Below are 14,371 nucleotides of genomic sequence, written 5' to 3'. Positions count from 1 at the left end.
CAGAGGTTAAGCAAATGATGGTTTATCCAGTCAAACACAGTCCGCTATTGCGTCAGCCTGAGCATTTTATCGCCAGAGATGAACTAAAAGCCCTGGTGCAAAAGGTGACGCATAACCTGGTCAATATTAAAGATGAGACAGGCGAATTTTTATTGCGACTGGACGACGGACGCGTGATCGATACTAAAGGCTGGGCCGGATGGGAGTGGACGCACGGCGTGGGCCTGTACGGAATGTATCACTATTACCAACAGACCGGCGACCAGACGATGCGTAAGATCATTGATGACTGGTTTGCCGATCGTTTTGCGGAAGGCGCGACGACGAAAAACGTTAATACGATGGCGCCGTTTTTAACGCTGGCGTATCGCTATGAAGAGACGCGTAATCCAGCGTATTTACCGTGGCTGGAAACGTGGGCCGAATGGGCGATGAATGAAATGCCCCGTACCGATCACGGCGGAATGCAGCACATCACGCTGGCGGAGGAAAATCATCAGCAGATGTGGGACGACACGCTAATGATGACGGTGCTGCCGCTGGCGAAAATCGGTAAACTGTTGAACCGGCCGGAATACGTGGAAGAGGCAACCTATCAGTTCCTGCTGCACGTGCAGAATTTGATGGATAAAGAGACGGGGCTGTGGTTCCACGGCTGGAGCTATGACGGTCATCATAACTTCGCTAACGCTCGCTGGGCGCGCGGCAACAGCTGGCTGACCATTGTGATCCCGGATTTTCTTGAACTGCTGGACTTGCCGGAAAATAATGCCGTGCGCCGTTATCTGGTCCAGGTACTGAATGCGCAGATCGCCGCGCTGGCGAAATGTCAGGATGAAAGCGGTTTGTGGCATACGCTGCTTGACGATCCGCACTCTTATCTTGAGGCGTCGGCGACGGCGGGTTTTGCCTACGGTATTCTTAAAGCGGTGCGCAAACGCTATGTCGAACGGCACTATGCGCAGGTGGCGGAAAAAGCTATTCGGGGGATAGTGAAACATATCTCGCCGGAAGGTGAACTGCTGCAAACGTCATTTGGCACTGGCATGGGCCACGATCTCGATTTTTACCGTCATATTCCGTTGACCTCTATGCCTTACGGGCAGGCGATGGCAATGCTGTGTTTGACGGAATATCTGCGTAACTATTTCTGATGTATGCAGATATTCCGGCCGTATCCTTGTCTGATGGCGCTTTGCTTATTTGACTATGGCGCCTGATCCGGCTGTGTGGTATCAGCCTGTGGATCAAACAGGTGGTCAAGGATTTTTCGCATGATGGGTGCGGCGGTAACGCCGTCGCTTCCGCCGTTTTCCAGAATCAAGGCAATAGCGACCTTAGGGTTTTTATACGGTGCAAAAGCGGTATAAAACACATGATCGCGCAGGCGAATGGGGATCATTTTCGCGTTGTAGGTCTGATTTTCTTTCAGGCTAAATACCTGCGACGTGCCGCTTTTGGCCGCAATGCCGTAGGGCGCGGTGTGAAAGAACTTATAGCCCGTTCCGTTGGGTGCATTCGCCATGCCATACATCGCCTGACGCACCAGTCCCCAGTATGGCGACGCCGGATCGGCTATCTGTGCCGGTGTTCCTGAAGGACGATACGGAACCACCGTTTTGCCGCTCTCTTCATTGAGTAACAGGTGAGGGGCAATCACCTTACCGTTGTTGATGAGCGCCACCATCGCTTTTACCATCTGGATGGGGGTGGCAATCCAGTAACCCTGGCCGATGCCGACAGAAATGGTATCGCCCTGATACCAGGCTTTTTTATGGACCCGCTGTTTCCATGCGCGGCTGGGAAGCAGCCCGTCATATTCTTCATTAAGGTCGATGCCCGTCGGTTTGCCATAGCCGAACTGAGACAACATCGTGTCGATACGGTCAATACCCATCATATAAGCGACCTGATAGAAAAAGGTATCCGCAGATTCCTCAATCGCTTTAGTGACATCCAGCATACCGTGTCCGGTTTTTTTCCAGTCCCGGTAATGCCGCTGCGTGCCGGGAAGCGTCCAGGTTGGCGCGCCAAAGAAGGTGGTTTGCGGCGTAATAATCCCGCATAACAGCGCGGACATTGCCATATAGGGTTTAACCGTTGACGCCGGAGGATAAAGCCCTTGCGTCACGCGGTTGATCAGCGGCAGATTTTTATCGTGCAGCAGTTTGCCGTAATCCTGATAGCTAATGCCTTTTACAAAGGGGTTCGGGTCGTAGCTGGGCATAGATACCATCGCCAGCACTGAACCATCGTGCGGATCTTCAACCAGTACGGCAGCACGCTGCCCGGCCAGCAAACTTTCAATGTACTCTTGTAAATGGAGATCCAGCGTCAGGTGAATGTTCTTACCCGCGATGGGAGGAACGTCTTTCAGCAGGCGGACAATACGCCCGTGATTATCCACCTCGACCTCCTGATAACCGGTTTTACCATGAAGATCGTTTTCGTAGTAACGCTCAATCCCCTGTTTACCGATGTTATGGTCCGCCGCGTAATTCTCTGCCAGCCCTTTTTTATCCAGCGCTTTAAGGTCGTTATCGTTTATCTTTGACACGTAACCGAGAACATGCGCCAGCTCCGCGCCGTAAGGATACTGCCGATCCTGATAGCTATTGATCGTGACGCCGTTGAAATGAAACTGATTGACCGCAAAGCGTGCGATTTCAACATCCGTTAGCGCGTTTTTGAGCACCACCGGACGATAGCGGCTACTGGATTTTAGCGCACGGCGAAAGTCGGAGATATCGTCGGGGGAGAGATCAACAATAGGGGTGAGCTGTTTTAGCAGCGCATCCATATCGGCAATTTTATAGGGCGTAACCGCGATATCATACCAGGTTACGTTACGCACCAGCGGAATGCCGTTGCGATCGTAAATGATGCCGCGCGTGGGCGCGACGGGTAGCATCTTGATATCGTTCTCATTCGAACGGGTGGTGTAGTAGTGGTGCTGGCGGATTTGCAAGTTATAGAGGTTGAAGATCAGGATACCAAAGCAGACAACCACTACACCAAACGCCACAATCACACGTCTCAGGAAGAGTTTCTCTTCCGCATCAAAGTCTTTAAAAGTCATTACCTGTACCTGAACAATCCGCCGCCTAATGATACGGGGCGGTCAGCGCCAGCACAGGTAAAAGATGTTCCATCTCTCTATAGAAATGTGTCATTCCTTGTGATTTGTTACAGATATACCGCTGTGGCAATAAAAAGGCCTGAGTCCGTTATCCGGAGTCAGGCCTGATGATGTTAACGACGGCGCGTTTACATGCGTTCTACGGTTTCGATACCCAACGTATCCAGACCCAGTTTCAGCGTCTTCGCCGTCAGTTGCGCCAGTTTTAGGCGGCTATTGCGAACCGCGTCATTCTCGGCGCTGAGAATAGGGCAGTGCTCGTAGAAGCCGGAGAACAGCCCGGCGACGTCATACAGATATGCGCACATGACGTGCGGCGTACCTTCACGCGCGACCACCGTCAGGGTTTCTTCAAACTGCAGCAGACGGGCAGCAAGCTGCGCTTCGCGATCTTCGCTAATGATAACCGGCGCGCTCGCCAGCGCCTGCTCGTCGATGTTCGCTTTACGGAAAACAGACAGCACACGCGTATAGGCATACTGCATATAAGGTGCGGTATTGCCTTCGAAAGCCAACATATTATCCCAGTCGAAGATATAGTCAGTGGTGCGGTTTTTTGACAGATCGGCGTATTTCACCGCGCCAATACCGACGGCGTTAGCCAGTTTTTCCAGCTCGTCAGCCGGCATATCCGGGTTCTTCTCCGCCACCAGACGACGCGCGCGCTCCAGCGCCTCATCCAGCAGGTCCGCCAGTTTCACCGTACCGCCCGCGCGAGTTTTAAACGGTTTACCGTCTTTACCCAACATCATGCCGAACATGTGGTGTTCCAGCGGAACGGAATCCGGCACATAACCGGCTTTACGCACAATGGTCCAGGCCTGCATCAGGTGCTGGTGCTGACGGGAGTCAATGTAGTAGAGCACGCGGTCGGCGTGCAGCGTTTCGTAACGGTATTTGGCGCAGGCGATATCGGTAGTGGTATACAGATAACCGCCATCTTTCTTCTGAATAATGACGCCCATCGGGTCGCCTTCCTTGTTTTTAAACTCATCAAGGAAAACCACCGTTGCGCCTTCGCTTTCAACCGCCAGTCCTTTGGCTTTCAGATCGGCGACGATGCCCGGCAGCATCGGATTATACAGACTTTCGCCCATCACATCGTCACGCGTCAGAGTGACGTTCAGACGATCATAGGTGATCTGGTTTTGCGTCATCGTGATATCAACCAGCTTACGCCACATCTCACGGAAATAGGTATCACCGCTCTGCAATTTGACGACGTAGTTACGCGCGCGCTCGGCAAACGCTTCATCTTCGTCATAATGCTTTTTCGCATCGCGGTAGAATCCTTCGAGATCCGCCAGCGCCATGTCGCCCGCGTTTTCCTGCTGCTGTTTTTCCAGCCAGGCGATAAGCATACCGAACTGGGTGCCCCAGTCGCCGACGTGGTTAGCGCGAATAACATGATGGCCCAGAAACTCCAGCGTGCGCACTGCCGCATCGCCGATAATCGTGGAGCGTAGATGACCAACGTGCATCTCTTTCGCGACGTTGGGCGCGGAGTAGTCGACGACAATCGTCTGACGAGTCGGCTGAGAAACGCCCAGACGATCGGAGGCCAGCGCCTGTTGCACCTGTTCAGCGAGAAAAGCCGGTTCGAGGAAAATATTGATAAAGCCAGGGCCGGCGATTTCAACCTTGCTGGCGATGCCGCTGAGATCCAGATGAGTCAGCACCTGCTCTGCAAGTTGTCGGGGGGCCATACCCAGTTTTTTCGCAACTGCCATCATGCCGTTGGCCTGATAGTCGCCGAACTGAACTTTGGCTGACTGACGAACCTGGGGCTCGCAATCTGCAGGCGCGCCTGCAGCAATCATGGCCTGACTAACTTTTTCTGAGAGAAGAGCCTGAATATTCACCGGAATACCTTACGTTTATGAAGCGGGCTGTATTGCCCGCGCCAGTTTAAGAATTAGGGCGGGAGTATACTGCAAATGCCCGTTGGCGTCAGCATTGCGCGCGCGGCGCGTCGCCTGAAATATACGCAACAATAATCTGCATAAGCATTCAATAAACGCCCAATCAAATCAAAGGTTGGTTGCCGGGGCGCAACAGCGTAAATTAGCGGTTTTCACAGCAAGAAGAGCGTCCTGATATGGCGAACTGGCAACACATTGATGAACTGCATGATATTTCCGCAGATTTACCGCGATTCACTCTGGCGTTCAGAGAACTTTCCACTCGCCTTGGTCTGCAGATTAGCGCCCTTGAGGCCGATCACATTTCATTGCGCTGTCACCAGAATACGACGGCGGAGCGTTGGCGTCGCGGTTTTGAACAATGCGGCGAGCTACTGTCGGAAAATATCATCAACGGCAGGCCGATTTGTCTGTTTAAACTGCATGAACCGGTATGTGTGGAACACTGGCGGTTTTCTGTTATTGAATTACCGTGGCCGGGAGAAAAACGCTATCCACACGAGGGGTGGGAGCATATTGAAATCGTGCTGCCCGGCGAGCCGGAGACCTTGAACGCGAGGGCCCTGGCGTTGTTGTCGGATGAGGGGCTTAGTCAGCCGGGGATAGTGGTTAAAACCAGTTCGCCACAGGGCGAGCATGAACGTTTGCCAAACCCTACGCTGGCCGTGACCGATGGTCGCATCACGGTAAAATTTCATCCATGGTCGATTGAAGCGATTGTCGCCAGCGAACAGGCGGCCCATTAACCTGCCGAGCGGAGTGAATATGGCGTTACTTGAGATCTGTTGTTACAGCATGGAATGCGCGCTCACCGCGCAGCGAAACGGCGCGGATCGTATCGAACTGTGCGCCGCGCCGAAAGAAGGGGGGCTTACGCCTTCTTTCGGCGTCTTACGCAGCGTACGCGAGCATATTACGATTCCCGTACATCCGATTATTCGTCCTCGCGGCGGGGATTTTTACTACACTGACGGCGAATTTGCCGCCATGCTGGAAGATATCCGCCTCGTCAGAGAGTTGGGTTTTCCCGGGCTGGTTACTGGCGTGTTGACCGTTGATGGGGATGTCGATATGTCGCGAATGGAAAAAATAATGGCGGCGGCCGGGCCGCTGGCGGTGACATTCCACCGCGCCTTCGATATGTGCGCTAATCCCTTCAATGCGCTAAAGAATCTGGCTGACGCAGGCGTAGCAAGAGTACTGACTTCCGGACAAAAAGCCGATGCGGCGCAAGGTTTATCAATAATTATGGAACTTATTGCCCAGGGGGATGCTCCAACCATTATGGCTGGTGCGGGGGTTCGTGCAAATAACCTGCAGAATTTCCTCGATGCCGGAGTACGGGAAGTACACAGTTCCGCCGGAGTCTTACTGCCTTCGCCGATGCGCTATCGCAATCAGGGGTTATCGATGTCTGCCGATATACAGGCGGACGAGTATTCTCGCTATAGAGTAGAGGGTGCGGCGGTCGCTGAAATGAAAGGAATCATTGTTCGCCATCAGGCCAAATGATTTTTACCGTTGCATCATGTCGCCCAATATGATGCTTGCTCGTACCAGGCCCCTGCCAATTCAACAGGGGCCTTTTTTTCTCCTTCATATTTCAAGCCGCAGCAGCGTTGGCCGCCTCGCGCACCCCGGCCACGTAGCTACCTACGTTCCCGGGGATTTGCTGCGTTGCCGCCTTGCTGCAACTTGAACTATTTTGGAGAAACGGTGCTATACGTAACGGTCATTCGGCAATCCATCACGGTTTACGCGCAATCAGCACCGCGCGCTGCGGGGCGGGATAGCCTTCCACCGTCTTGCTGCGATCGTTCGGGTCAAGAAAATCGGCCAGCGACTCGGTAACCATCCATTCGGTACGGCGCTGCTCTTCGGTGGTAGTGACGCAAACGTCAGCGATACGCACATCAATAAAGCCGCATTTTTCCAGCCATTTTTTTAATGCCGGCGCGGAAGGAATAAAATAGACGTTACGCATCTGCGCGTAGCGGTCACCCGGCACCAGTACGGTATTTTCGTCGCCGTCGATGACCAGCGTTTCCAGTACCAGCTCACCCTCGTTGACCAACTGATCTTTTAACTGCCACAGATGCTCCAGCGGCGAGCGACGGTGATAAAGCACCCCCATCGAGAAGACGGTATCAAATGCTTTCAGCGCCGGGAGTTGTTCAATGCCCAACGGCAGCAGATGCGCGCGCTGATCGTTACCCAACAGTTTACGCACCGCCTCAAACTGGCAGAGGAAAAGCTGCGTAGGATCGATGCCGACCGCCAGATGTGCGCCCGCGCCAATCATCCGCCACAGGTGATAGCCGCTGCCGCAGCCGACATCAAGGATCGTCCGGCCAGTTAAATCTGACAGATGCGGCAGTACGCGATCCCACTTCCAGTCGGAGCGCCATTCGGTGTCAATATCTACGCCATAAAGCGAGAACGGGCCTTTACGCCACGGCATCAGATTACGCAGCAATGTATCAATACGCTTTAGCTGACCTTCGCTGAGCGGCGTTTCGCTTTCCGCCGTGACGCTGTGCAGTAAATCCAGCCGCCAGGGCGTCATTTCCGGTAAAAATTCTACCGCGTTCGACCACTGTTTAAACAAGCCATGCTGCTGCTCGCGTTGCCAGGAGGCAATCTGCGCGGGCAATGTTTCCAGCCAGTGGGAGAGATGATTTTTAGCAATGAGCTGATAAAAGTTACCAAACTCGATCATGCGGCAACTCCGGCTTTTAACGCGACAAGCGACCCGAAATTAAAGCACTGGAACCACAGTTCACTGTGTTCGAAACCCGCCTGACGCAGGCGCGCTTTATGTGTTTCCACCGAGTCGGTGAGCATCACGTTTTCCAGCATACTGCGCTTCTGGCTGATCTCCAGTTCGCTGTACCCATTAGCGCGTTTAAAATCGTGGTGCATGTTGAATAACAGCTCGCCCACTTTCGCGTCTTCAAAGCTAAATTTTTCCGACAGTACCAGCGCGCCGCCGGGATTCAACCCCAGGTAAATCTTATCCAGCAATGCCTGGCGTTCGGCAGGTTCAAGGAATTGCAGGGTAAAATTCAGCACCACCATCGAGGCGTTTTCAATAGTGATATCGCGGATATCGCCTTCAACGACTTCAACCGGCGTAGGCGCTTTATACGCATCAATATGACGGCGGCAGCGTTCAATCATGGCCGGGGAGTTATCGACGGCGATAATGCGACAATGCTCATGGCGGATATTACGCCGAACAGACAGCGTCGCGGCGCCCAGCGAGCAGCCCAGATCGTAGACCTGCGTGTTCGGCTGCACAAAGCGTTCAGCTAACATGCCGATCATGGAGATGATGTTGGAGTAGCCTGGTACCGAACGCTGAATCATGTCGGGGAAAACTTCGGCTACTCGTTCATCAAAAGTCCAGTCGCCGAGACGGGCGATAGGCGCAGAAAAAAGCGTGTCGCGGTGAGACATAACGTATACATCCGGGAAAAATAAAGGCGCATATTGTGCGCTAATACAGGGAGAAAACCAACTCCCAGGGCATATACCACAGGTTTGCCAGCACCATCAGCAACAATGCGCACCAGGTCGCGCTCATCCCCGCCCGCCGCCAGCGGAACAGGCGGTGGTGAAAACCGTAATAATGCATCAGCCGACCGGCGATTAAAATGATGCCGCAGATATGCACCATCCACGTTTCGGCGCCGTTCATTTCCATAAACAGCAGCAGCACCAGCGCGACAGGAATATATTCCACCGCGTTGCCATGAATACGGATGGCGCTTTGCAATTCGCTAAAACCGCCGTCGCCATAGGCGACACGGTACTGCATTCGCAAGCGAACGACATTAAAAGAGAACTTCATTAATAATAACGCACCCAAAACGGCATACAGCGCGCTTACCATACAAACTCCCTTTTAAAATGGCTGATGGCACTGTCTATGATAGGGGGCATTTTCAGAAAAGAGAAGATTGCTGTGGAATGGACGGAGCAGTGCCGATTTCCGGTAAGACGCTGCGTAAATCATGCCAAAGCGTATTCACCAGTTCCGGCGCCTGCGCGATATCCGGAGTATGTAAAAACAGAAAAGGCGTGGTGGTCTGCCGCCACTGCGGGAGTTTCTGCAACCAGGCGGCGAAAAATTCACGGTTTTGCGCCATATTATCGCTACCGATAAAACGCACCATTGGATGGCTGGCCGTCACGACAGCATGTACCGGAACTTTGGGTTTTTTTCGCTGCGCGTCGCGGACGGCCTCGCTGTGGGGATGGGCGGCATGTACCGGACGACTATCCAGGATCACGCGGTTTACGCCGCGCGCGTGTAACCCGCGATTGAGCCGCTGTTCATCCTCACCTTTGTCAAAAAAACACGGATGACGAACTTCTACGCCATAGGTAAACGTGGCGGGGAGCGCATCAAGAAACTGCCATAAGGCGGGGAGATCGCGCGGTCCAAAGGCGGCGGGCAACTGCAGCCAGTATTGGCCAATACGCGTTTCCAGCGGCGCCAGGCGGGTAAAAAACGCCTGTACCAGATCGTCGCAATGGCGCAGCGCGGCCTGGTGAGAAATGGTGGCGGGAAATTTAAAGCAAAAACGGAAATCGTCCGTAGTTTGCGCATACCAGCGATCGACAATTTCCGCTTTCGGCAGCGCGTAAAGCGTGGTGTTGCCCTCCACGCAGTTAAAGTGGCGGGCATACTCTTCCAGACTGGTGATGCCGAGCCGCGCCCATTTCGGGTGCGACCATTGCGGCAAGCCAATGTAGATCATAAGGCGTTTAAAATATCCTCTACGCTGCGTACCCGGCCAATGCGCGGGAAAATATGTGTCATACTGCTCTGATGCTGCTCACTGCTGGCGGCGCTACAGGCATCTTCGGCAATAATAAGGTTAAACCCCAACTCCCAGGCGTTACGCGCTGTGGATTCGACGCCGATATTGGTTGAGATCCCGCACAATATGATGGTGTCGATACCCCGGCGGCGAAGCTGTAATTCCAGATCGGTGCCGTAAAACGCGCCCCACTGGCGTTTAGTCACTTCCAGATCGCTGTCCTTTTTACCCAATGCCGTAGGCCAGGTCCACCAGTTTTCCGGCAACGCGTGCGCAGGCGTTGCGGCATCCACGGGTTGTTTTAACGCTTCGGCATAATCATCAGACCATCCGACGCGTACCATAACCACGGGCGAGCCGTTGGCACGACACTTTTCCGCCAGCCGCGCGGCGCGGGCGACCACCTCATTTGCCGTATACGGGCCGCCGGCAAACGGAAGAATTCCTTCCTGTAAATCAATAACCACCAGGGCGGTTGTGGTCGCGTTGAGTTTCAGCATGATAATCACTCTCCTAAAAATAGCGGATTTCACTACACCTTAAGCGCGATTAAAGAGGAAAGCGGCGACAAATATTGTTAATTTTTGTGAGCATACGCAATACCCGCGTGAAAAACCCGGGTACAGTCAGTATGAACCAAGTGTCGATACCGCATGAAACGGGCAAGTTATCGCTCCCATGCTGGATTGACTCTTATCGTGCGGCAGAATTTCCAGTATAATAGCCGCCTTTTTTCATCCAGTTGTGACATACAGCTAAAGCTGCGACTTCGTCGCCTGCATGGCAGGCAACAATCCGCCTGCGGCTAAGTTAAGGGATATCTCATGCGTACAGAATATTGCGGACAGCTACGTCTGTCCCACGTGGGGCAGCAGGTGACTCTGTGTGGTTGGGTCAACCGTCGTCGTGATCTTGGCAGCCTGATCTTTATCGATATGCGCGACCGCGAAGGTATTGTGCAGGTGTTCTTCGATCCGGATCGTGCGGACGCGTTAAAGCTGGCCTCTGAACTGCGTAATGAGTTCTGCATTCAGGTTACGGGCACCGTGCGTGCGCGTGACGCGAAAAACGTCAATGCGGATATGGCGACCGGCGAAATTGAAGTGCTGGCGTCCTCTCTCACTATCATCAACCGCGCAGACTCACTGCCGCTTGACGCTAACCACGTTAATACCGAAGAGGCGCGTCTCAAGTACCGCTATCTGGATTTACGTCGTCCGGAAATGGCGCAGCGCCTGAAAACCCGCGCCAAAATTACCAGCCTGGTGCGTCGTTTTATGGACGATCACGGTTTCCTTGATATTGAAACGCCGATGCTGACCAAAGCCACGCCGGAAGGCGCGCGCGACTATCTGGTGCCTTCGCGCGTGCACAAAGGTAAATTCTACGCGCTGCCGCAGTCGCCGCAGCTGTTCAAACAGCTCCTGATGATGTCCGGTTTCGACCGTTACTATCAGATAGTCAAATGCTTCCGTGATGAAGACTTACGTGCTGACCGTCAGCCGGAGTTTACTCAGATCGACGTCGAGACCTCCTTCATGACCGCGCCACAGGTGCGCGAAGTGATGGAAGCGCTGGTGCGCCATTTATGGCTGGAAGTGAAAGGCGTGGATCTGGGGGATTTCCCGGTCATGACGTTTGCCGAAGCGGAACGTCGTTACGGTTCCGACAAACCAGACCTGCGTAACCCGATGGAACTGGTAGATGTCGCTGACCTGCTGAAATCGGTAGAGTTCGCGGTCTTCGCGGGCCCGGCTAACGATCCGAAAGGCCGCGTGGCAGCGCTGCGTGTGCCTGGCGGCGCACAGCTTAGCCGTAAGCAGATCGACGATTACGGTAACTTTGTTAAGATCTACGGCGCGAAAGGACTGGCGTATATCAAAGTTAACGAGCGCGCGAAAGGTCTGGACGGGATTAACAGTCCGGTGGCCAAGTTCCTGACCGCCGACATCGTCGAGGCTATCCTTGAACGTACCGGCGCGCAGGACGGCGACATGATCTTCTTCGGCGCAGATAACAACAAAGTGGTTGCCGATGCGCTGGGCGCGCTGCGTCTGAAACTGGGCAAAGACCTGAGCCTGACCGACGAAGACAAATGGGCGCCGCTGTGGGTGATTGACTTCCCGATGTTCGAAGACGACGGCGAAGGCGGTCTGACCGCGATGCACCATCCGTTCACCGCCCCGCGTGACATGACGGCGTCTGAACTGAAAACTGCGCCGGAAGGAGCCGTCGCTAACGCTTACGATATGGTGATTAACGGCTATGAAGTGGGCGGCGGTTCGGTGCGTATTCACAACGGTGAAATGCAGCAAACCGTATTTGGTATTCTCGGTATCAATGAGCAGGAGCAGCGCGAGAAGTTCGGCTTCCTGTTGGATGCGTTGAAATACGGTACGCCGCCGCACGCGGGCCTGGCGTTTGGTCTGGACCGTCTGACCATGCTGTTGACCGGCACCGACAATATTCGTGATGTTATCGCCTTCCCGAAAACGACCGCCGCCGCGTGTCTGATGACCGAAGCGCCGAGTTTCGCCAACCTGGCAGCGTTGACGGAGTTGGGTATTCAGGTTGTGAAGAAAGCCGAGAATAACTGATATGAACAATGTACACGACATCATTCGCGTGATATCGCGGCGGCCCGCAAGGGGGAGCCTCATCAATGCGCGGCGTCACCCAACAGCCAACAACGAGGTCGCGTGAAGGATAAAGTGTACAAGCGCCCCGTTTCGGTCCTGGTGGTTATTTTCGCGCAGGATACGAAACGGGTGCTAATGTTGCAGCGACGCGACGACCCGGATTTTTGGCAGTCAGTGACTGGCAGCATAGAAGAAGGGGAGACCGCGTTGCAGGCCGCCGTGCGTGAAGTCAAAGAGGAGGTCACGATTGATGTTGCGGCAGAGCAACTGACCTTAATCGACTGCCAACGTACGGTGGAGTTTGAAATTTTTTCACATTTACGTCATCGCTATGCGCCGGGCGTTATGCACAATACAGAATTCTGGTTCTGCCTTGCGTTACCGCATGAGCGGCAGGTGATATTCACTGAACATCTGACGTACCAGTGGCTTGATGCGCCTGACGCGGCGGCGCTTACCAAGTCCTGGAGTAACCGGCAAGCGATTGAAGAGTTTGTCATTAACGTCGCCTGAAAAGGCGCGCTTTTTTTGAGGAAATATTTATGGCAGGTCATAGTAAATGGGCCAACACCAGACATCGTAAAGCTGCGCAGGATGCCAAGCGCGGTAAAATCTTCACTAAAATTATTCGTGAACTGGTAACGGCAGCTAAATTGGGCGGCGGCGATCCGGATGCCAACCCGCGTCTGCGCGCGGCTGTAGATAAAGCGCTGGCCAATAACATGACCCGCGACACTCTGAACCGTGCCATCGCTCGCGGTGTGGGTGGTGATGAAGACTCGAACATGGAAACCATCATCTATGAAGGTTATGGTCCTGGCGGCACGGCCATTATGATTGAGTGTCTGAGTGACAACCGTAACCGTACCGTAGCGGAAGTGCGTCATGCTTTCAGCAAGTGCGGTGGTAATCTGGGTACCGATGGCTCAGTGGCGTACCTGTTCAGTAAGAAAGGGGTCATCTCCTTTGAGAAAGGCGATGAAGACACCATCATGGAAGCTGCTCTGGAAGCTGGCGCGGAAGATGTTGTGACCTATGATGATGGCGCGATTGATGTTTACACTGCCTGGGAAGAGATGGGCAAAGTGCGTGACGCGCTGGAAGCGGCGGGTCTGAAAGCGGACAGCGCCGAAGTGTCCATGATCCCGTCAACCAAAGCGGATATGGATGCGGAAACCGCGCCGAAACTGCTACGTCTGATCGATATGCTGGAAGACTGTGACGATGTCCAGGAAGTCTACCATAACGGTGAGATCTCTGATGAGGTGGCGGCGACCCTGTAATGGTGCTGTTAAACGCCGGCGGGCAGGGGGTATAGCGTGTCGATTATTCTCGGTATTGACCCCGGCTCGCGCATTACCGGTTATGGCGTTATCCGCCAGGTAGGCAGACAACTGACCTATCTGGGCAGCGGATGTATTCGCACCAAAGTCGATGATTTGCCGTCTCGTTTGAAGCTCATATACGCAGGCGTGACGGAAATCATCACGCAGTTCCAGCCGGACTATTTTGCTATCGAACAAGTGTTTATGGCGAAGAACGCCGATTCAGCCCTCAAGCTGGGACAGGCGCGCGGCGTCGCGATTGTCGCCGCGGTCAATCAGGAACTGCCCGTGTTTGAATACGCGGCGCGTCAGGTGAAGCAAACCGTCGTCGGTATTGGTAGCGCGGAAAAAAGCCAGGTACAGCATATGGTTCGTACGTTGCTAAAGCTCCCCGCTAACCCGCAGGCCGATGCCGCGGATGCGCTGGCTATCGCCATTACGCATTGCCATGTTAGCCAGAACGCGATGCAAATGAGCGAGAGCCGACTCAATCTGGCGCGGGGAAGGTTGCGCTAAA

The 14,371-nt window shown here is 54.0% G+C and carries 14 protein-coding genes and 14 other annotated features; of the genes, 7 read left to right on the top strand and 7 right to left on the bottom strand.

Features of this window, described 5'->3' with window-relative positions; genetic code table 11:
• Window positions 1-8 precede the first annotated feature (8 nt).
• Window positions 9-14, top strand: a ribosome-binding site (putative RBS for STM1911; RegulonDB:STMS1H002074).
• Window positions 9-1,154, top strand: a protein-coding gene (locus STM1911) for a putative cytoplasmic protein (RefSeq protein NP_460868.1). Within the gene, window positions 15-1,154 belong to an annotated coding region; the region does not span the whole gene. It overlaps the preceding feature by 6 nt.
• Window positions 1,155-1,207: 53 nt before the next feature.
• Here the strand turns inward: STM1911 and STM1910 are convergent.
• Window positions 1,208-3,086, bottom strand: a protein-coding gene (locus tag STM1910; RefSeq protein NP_460867.1) for a putative penicillin-binding protein. Within the gene, window positions 1,208-3,079 belong to an annotated coding region; the region does not span the whole gene.
• Window positions 3,081-3,086 (bottom strand) — a ribosome-binding site (putative RBS for STM1910; RegulonDB:STMS1H002073). (Overlaps the previous gene by 6 nt.)
• 181 nt (window positions 3,087-3,267) lie before the next feature.
• Window positions 3,268-5,012, bottom strand: a protein-coding gene (gene argS / locus STM1909; protein ID NP_460866.1) for an arginine tRNA synthetase. Within the gene, window positions 3,268-5,001 belong to an annotated coding region; the region does not span the whole gene.
• Window positions 5,007-5,012, bottom strand: a ribosome-binding site (putative RBS for argS; RegulonDB:STMS1H002071). It overlaps the preceding gene by 6 nt.
• A gap of 208 nt (window positions 5,013-5,220) precedes the next feature.
• Window positions 5,221-5,226, top strand: a ribosome-binding site (putative RBS for yecM; RegulonDB:STMS1H002070).
• Here argS and yecM point away from each other — a divergent pair.
• Both yecM and cutC read left to right on the top strand, forming a co-directional pair.
• The gene (gene yecM / locus STM1908) for a putative cytoplasmic protein (RefSeq protein NP_460865.1) occupies window positions 5,221-5,807 on the top strand. Within the gene, window positions 5,238-5,807 belong to an annotated coding region; the region does not span the whole gene. It overlaps the preceding feature by 6 nt.
• A gap of 8 nt (window positions 5,808-5,815) precedes the next feature.
• Window positions 5,816-5,821: a ribosome-binding site (putative RBS for cutC; RegulonDB:STMS1H002069), on the top strand.
• Window positions 5,816-6,573, top strand: a protein-coding gene (gene cutC / locus STM1907) for a copper homeostasis protein (RefSeq protein ID NP_460864.1). Within the gene, window positions 5,827-6,573 belong to an annotated coding region; the region does not span the whole gene. Its footprint overlaps the feature before it by 6 nt.
• Before the next feature lie 235 nt (window positions 6,574-6,808).
• Here the strand turns inward: cutC and yecP are convergent.
• The 5 genes from yecP to yecD form a co-directional block, all read right to left on the bottom strand.
• Window positions 6,809-7,793 (bottom strand): putative enzyme gene (gene yecP / locus STM1906; protein ID NP_460863.1). Within the gene, window positions 6,809-7,780 belong to an annotated coding region; the region does not span the whole gene.
• The gene (yecO, locus tag STM1905) for a putative SAM-dependent methyltransferase (RefSeq protein NP_460862.1) occupies window positions 7,777-8,535 on the bottom strand. Within the gene, window positions 7,777-8,520 belong to an annotated coding region; the region does not span the whole gene. Before yecO ends, yecP begins: the two co-directional genes overlap by 17 nt.
• Window positions 7,788-7,793: a ribosome-binding site (putative RBS for yecP; RegulonDB:STMS1H002068), on the bottom strand. (Overlaps the previous gene by 6 nt.)
• Window positions 8,530-8,535, bottom strand: a ribosome-binding site (putative RBS for yecO; RegulonDB:STMS1H002067). (Lies within the gene yecO.)
• Before the next feature lie 25 nt (window positions 8,536-8,560).
• Window positions 8,561-8,968 (bottom strand): putative inner membrane protein gene (gene yecN, locus STM1904; protein NP_460861.1). Within the gene, window positions 8,561-8,956 belong to an annotated coding region; the region does not span the whole gene.
• Window positions 8,963-8,968, bottom strand: a ribosome-binding site (putative RBS for yecN; RegulonDB:STMS1H002066). (Overlaps the previous gene by 6 nt.)
• 40 nt (window positions 8,969-9,008) lie before the next feature.
• Window positions 9,009-9,847, bottom strand: a protein-coding gene (gene yecE / locus STM1903; protein ID NP_460860.1) for a putative cytoplasmic protein. Within the gene, window positions 9,009-9,827 belong to an annotated coding region; the region does not span the whole gene.
• The gene (gene yecD / locus STM1902) for a putative isochorismatase (protein ID NP_460859.1) occupies window positions 9,824-10,406 on the bottom strand. Within the gene, window positions 9,824-10,390 belong to an annotated coding region; the region does not span the whole gene. Before yecD ends, yecE begins: the two co-directional genes overlap by 24 nt.
• Window positions 9,842-9,847, bottom strand: a ribosome-binding site (putative RBS for yecE; RegulonDB:STMS1H002065). It overlaps the preceding gene by 6 nt.
• Window positions 10,401-10,406 (bottom strand) — a ribosome-binding site (putative RBS for yecD; RegulonDB:STMS1H002064). Its footprint lies within the gene yecD.
• A gap of 296 nt (window positions 10,407-10,702) precedes the next feature.
• Window positions 10,703-10,708, top strand: a ribosome-binding site (putative RBS for aspS; RegulonDB:STMS1H002063).
• On the opposite strand from yecD, the gene aspS reads away from it, so the two are divergent.
• The 4 genes from aspS to ruvC all read left to right on the top strand — a co-directional run bounded on the left by aspS (window position 10,703) and on the right by ruvC (window position 14,370).
• Window positions 10,703-12,487 (top strand): aspartate tRNA synthetase gene (gene aspS, locus STM1901; RefSeq protein ID NP_460858.1). Within the gene, window positions 10,715-12,487 belong to an annotated coding region; the region does not span the whole gene. (Overlaps the previous feature by 6 nt.)
• A 94-nt stretch (window positions 12,488-12,581) precedes the next feature.
• Window positions 12,582-12,587 (top strand) — a ribosome-binding site (putative RBS for ntpA; RegulonDB:STMS1H002062).
• Window positions 12,582-13,042, top strand: a protein-coding gene (gene ntpA, locus STM1900) for a dATP pyrophosphohydrolase (RefSeq protein NP_460857.1). Within the gene, window positions 12,590-13,042 belong to an annotated coding region; the region does not span the whole gene. It overlaps the preceding feature by 6 nt.
• A gap of 17 nt (window positions 13,043-13,059) precedes the next feature.
• Window positions 13,060-13,065 (top strand) — a ribosome-binding site (putative RBS for yebC; RegulonDB:STMS1H002061).
• The gene (gene yebC, locus STM1899) for a putative cytoplasmic protein (RefSeq protein NP_460856.1) occupies window positions 13,060-13,812 on the top strand. Within the gene, window positions 13,072-13,812 belong to an annotated coding region; the region does not span the whole gene. It overlaps the preceding feature by 6 nt.
• Window positions 13,813-13,835: 23 nt before the next feature.
• Window positions 13,836-13,841, top strand: a ribosome-binding site (putative RBS for ruvC; RegulonDB:STMS1H002060).
• Window positions 13,836-14,370 (top strand): Holliday junction nuclease gene (gene ruvC, locus STM1898; RefSeq protein ID NP_460855.1). Within the gene, window positions 13,849-14,370 belong to an annotated coding region; the region does not span the whole gene. It overlaps the preceding feature by 6 nt.
• Window position 14,371: the final 1 nt, after the last annotated feature.

The organism is Salmonella enterica subsp. enterica serovar Typhimurium str. LT2, assembly GCF_000006945.2.
Lineage (GTDB): Bacteria > Pseudomonadota > Gammaproteobacteria > Enterobacterales > Enterobacteriaceae > Salmonella > Salmonella enterica.
The sequence above is the reverse complement of the archived record's forward strand: the minus strand, read 5'-3'. Positions and strand labels throughout refer to the sequence as shown.

Coding starts and splice junctions, on each gene's coding strand:
- yebC (NP_460856.1), top strand. CDS start 13,072: ATGGCAGGTCATAGTAAATGGGCCAACACCAGACATCGTAAAGCTGCG.
- STM1911 (NP_460868.1), top strand. CDS start 15: ATGATGGTTTATCCAGTCAAACACAGTCCGCTATTGCGTCAGCCTGAG.
- aspS (NP_460858.1), top strand. CDS start 10,715: ATGCGTACAGAATATTGCGGACAGCTACGTCTGTCCCACGTGGGGCAG.
- yecD (NP_460859.1), bottom strand. CDS start 10,390: ATGCTGAAACTCAACGCGACCACAACCGCCCTGGTGGTTATTGATTTA.
- yecO (NP_460862.1), bottom strand. CDS start 8,520: ATGTCTCACCGCGACACGCTTTTTTCTGCGCCTATCGCCCGTCTCGGC.
- yecN (NP_460861.1), bottom strand. CDS start 8,956: ATGGTAAGCGCGCTGTATGCCGTTTTGGGTGCGTTATTATTAATGAAG.
- yecE (NP_460860.1), bottom strand. CDS start 9,827: ATGATCTACATTGGCTTGCCGCAATGGTCGCACCCGAAATGGGCGCGG.
- yecP (NP_460863.1), bottom strand. CDS start 7,780: ATGATCGAGTTTGGTAACTTTTATCAGCTCATTGCTAAAAATCATCTC.
- cutC (NP_460864.1), top strand. CDS start 5,827: ATGGCGTTACTTGAGATCTGTTGTTACAGCATGGAATGCGCGCTCACC.
- yecM (NP_460865.1), top strand. CDS start 5,238: ATGGCGAACTGGCAACACATTGATGAACTGCATGATATTTCCGCAGAT.
- STM1910 (NP_460867.1), bottom strand. CDS start 3,079: ATGACTTTTAAAGACTTTGATGCGGAAGAGAAACTCTTCCTGAGACGT.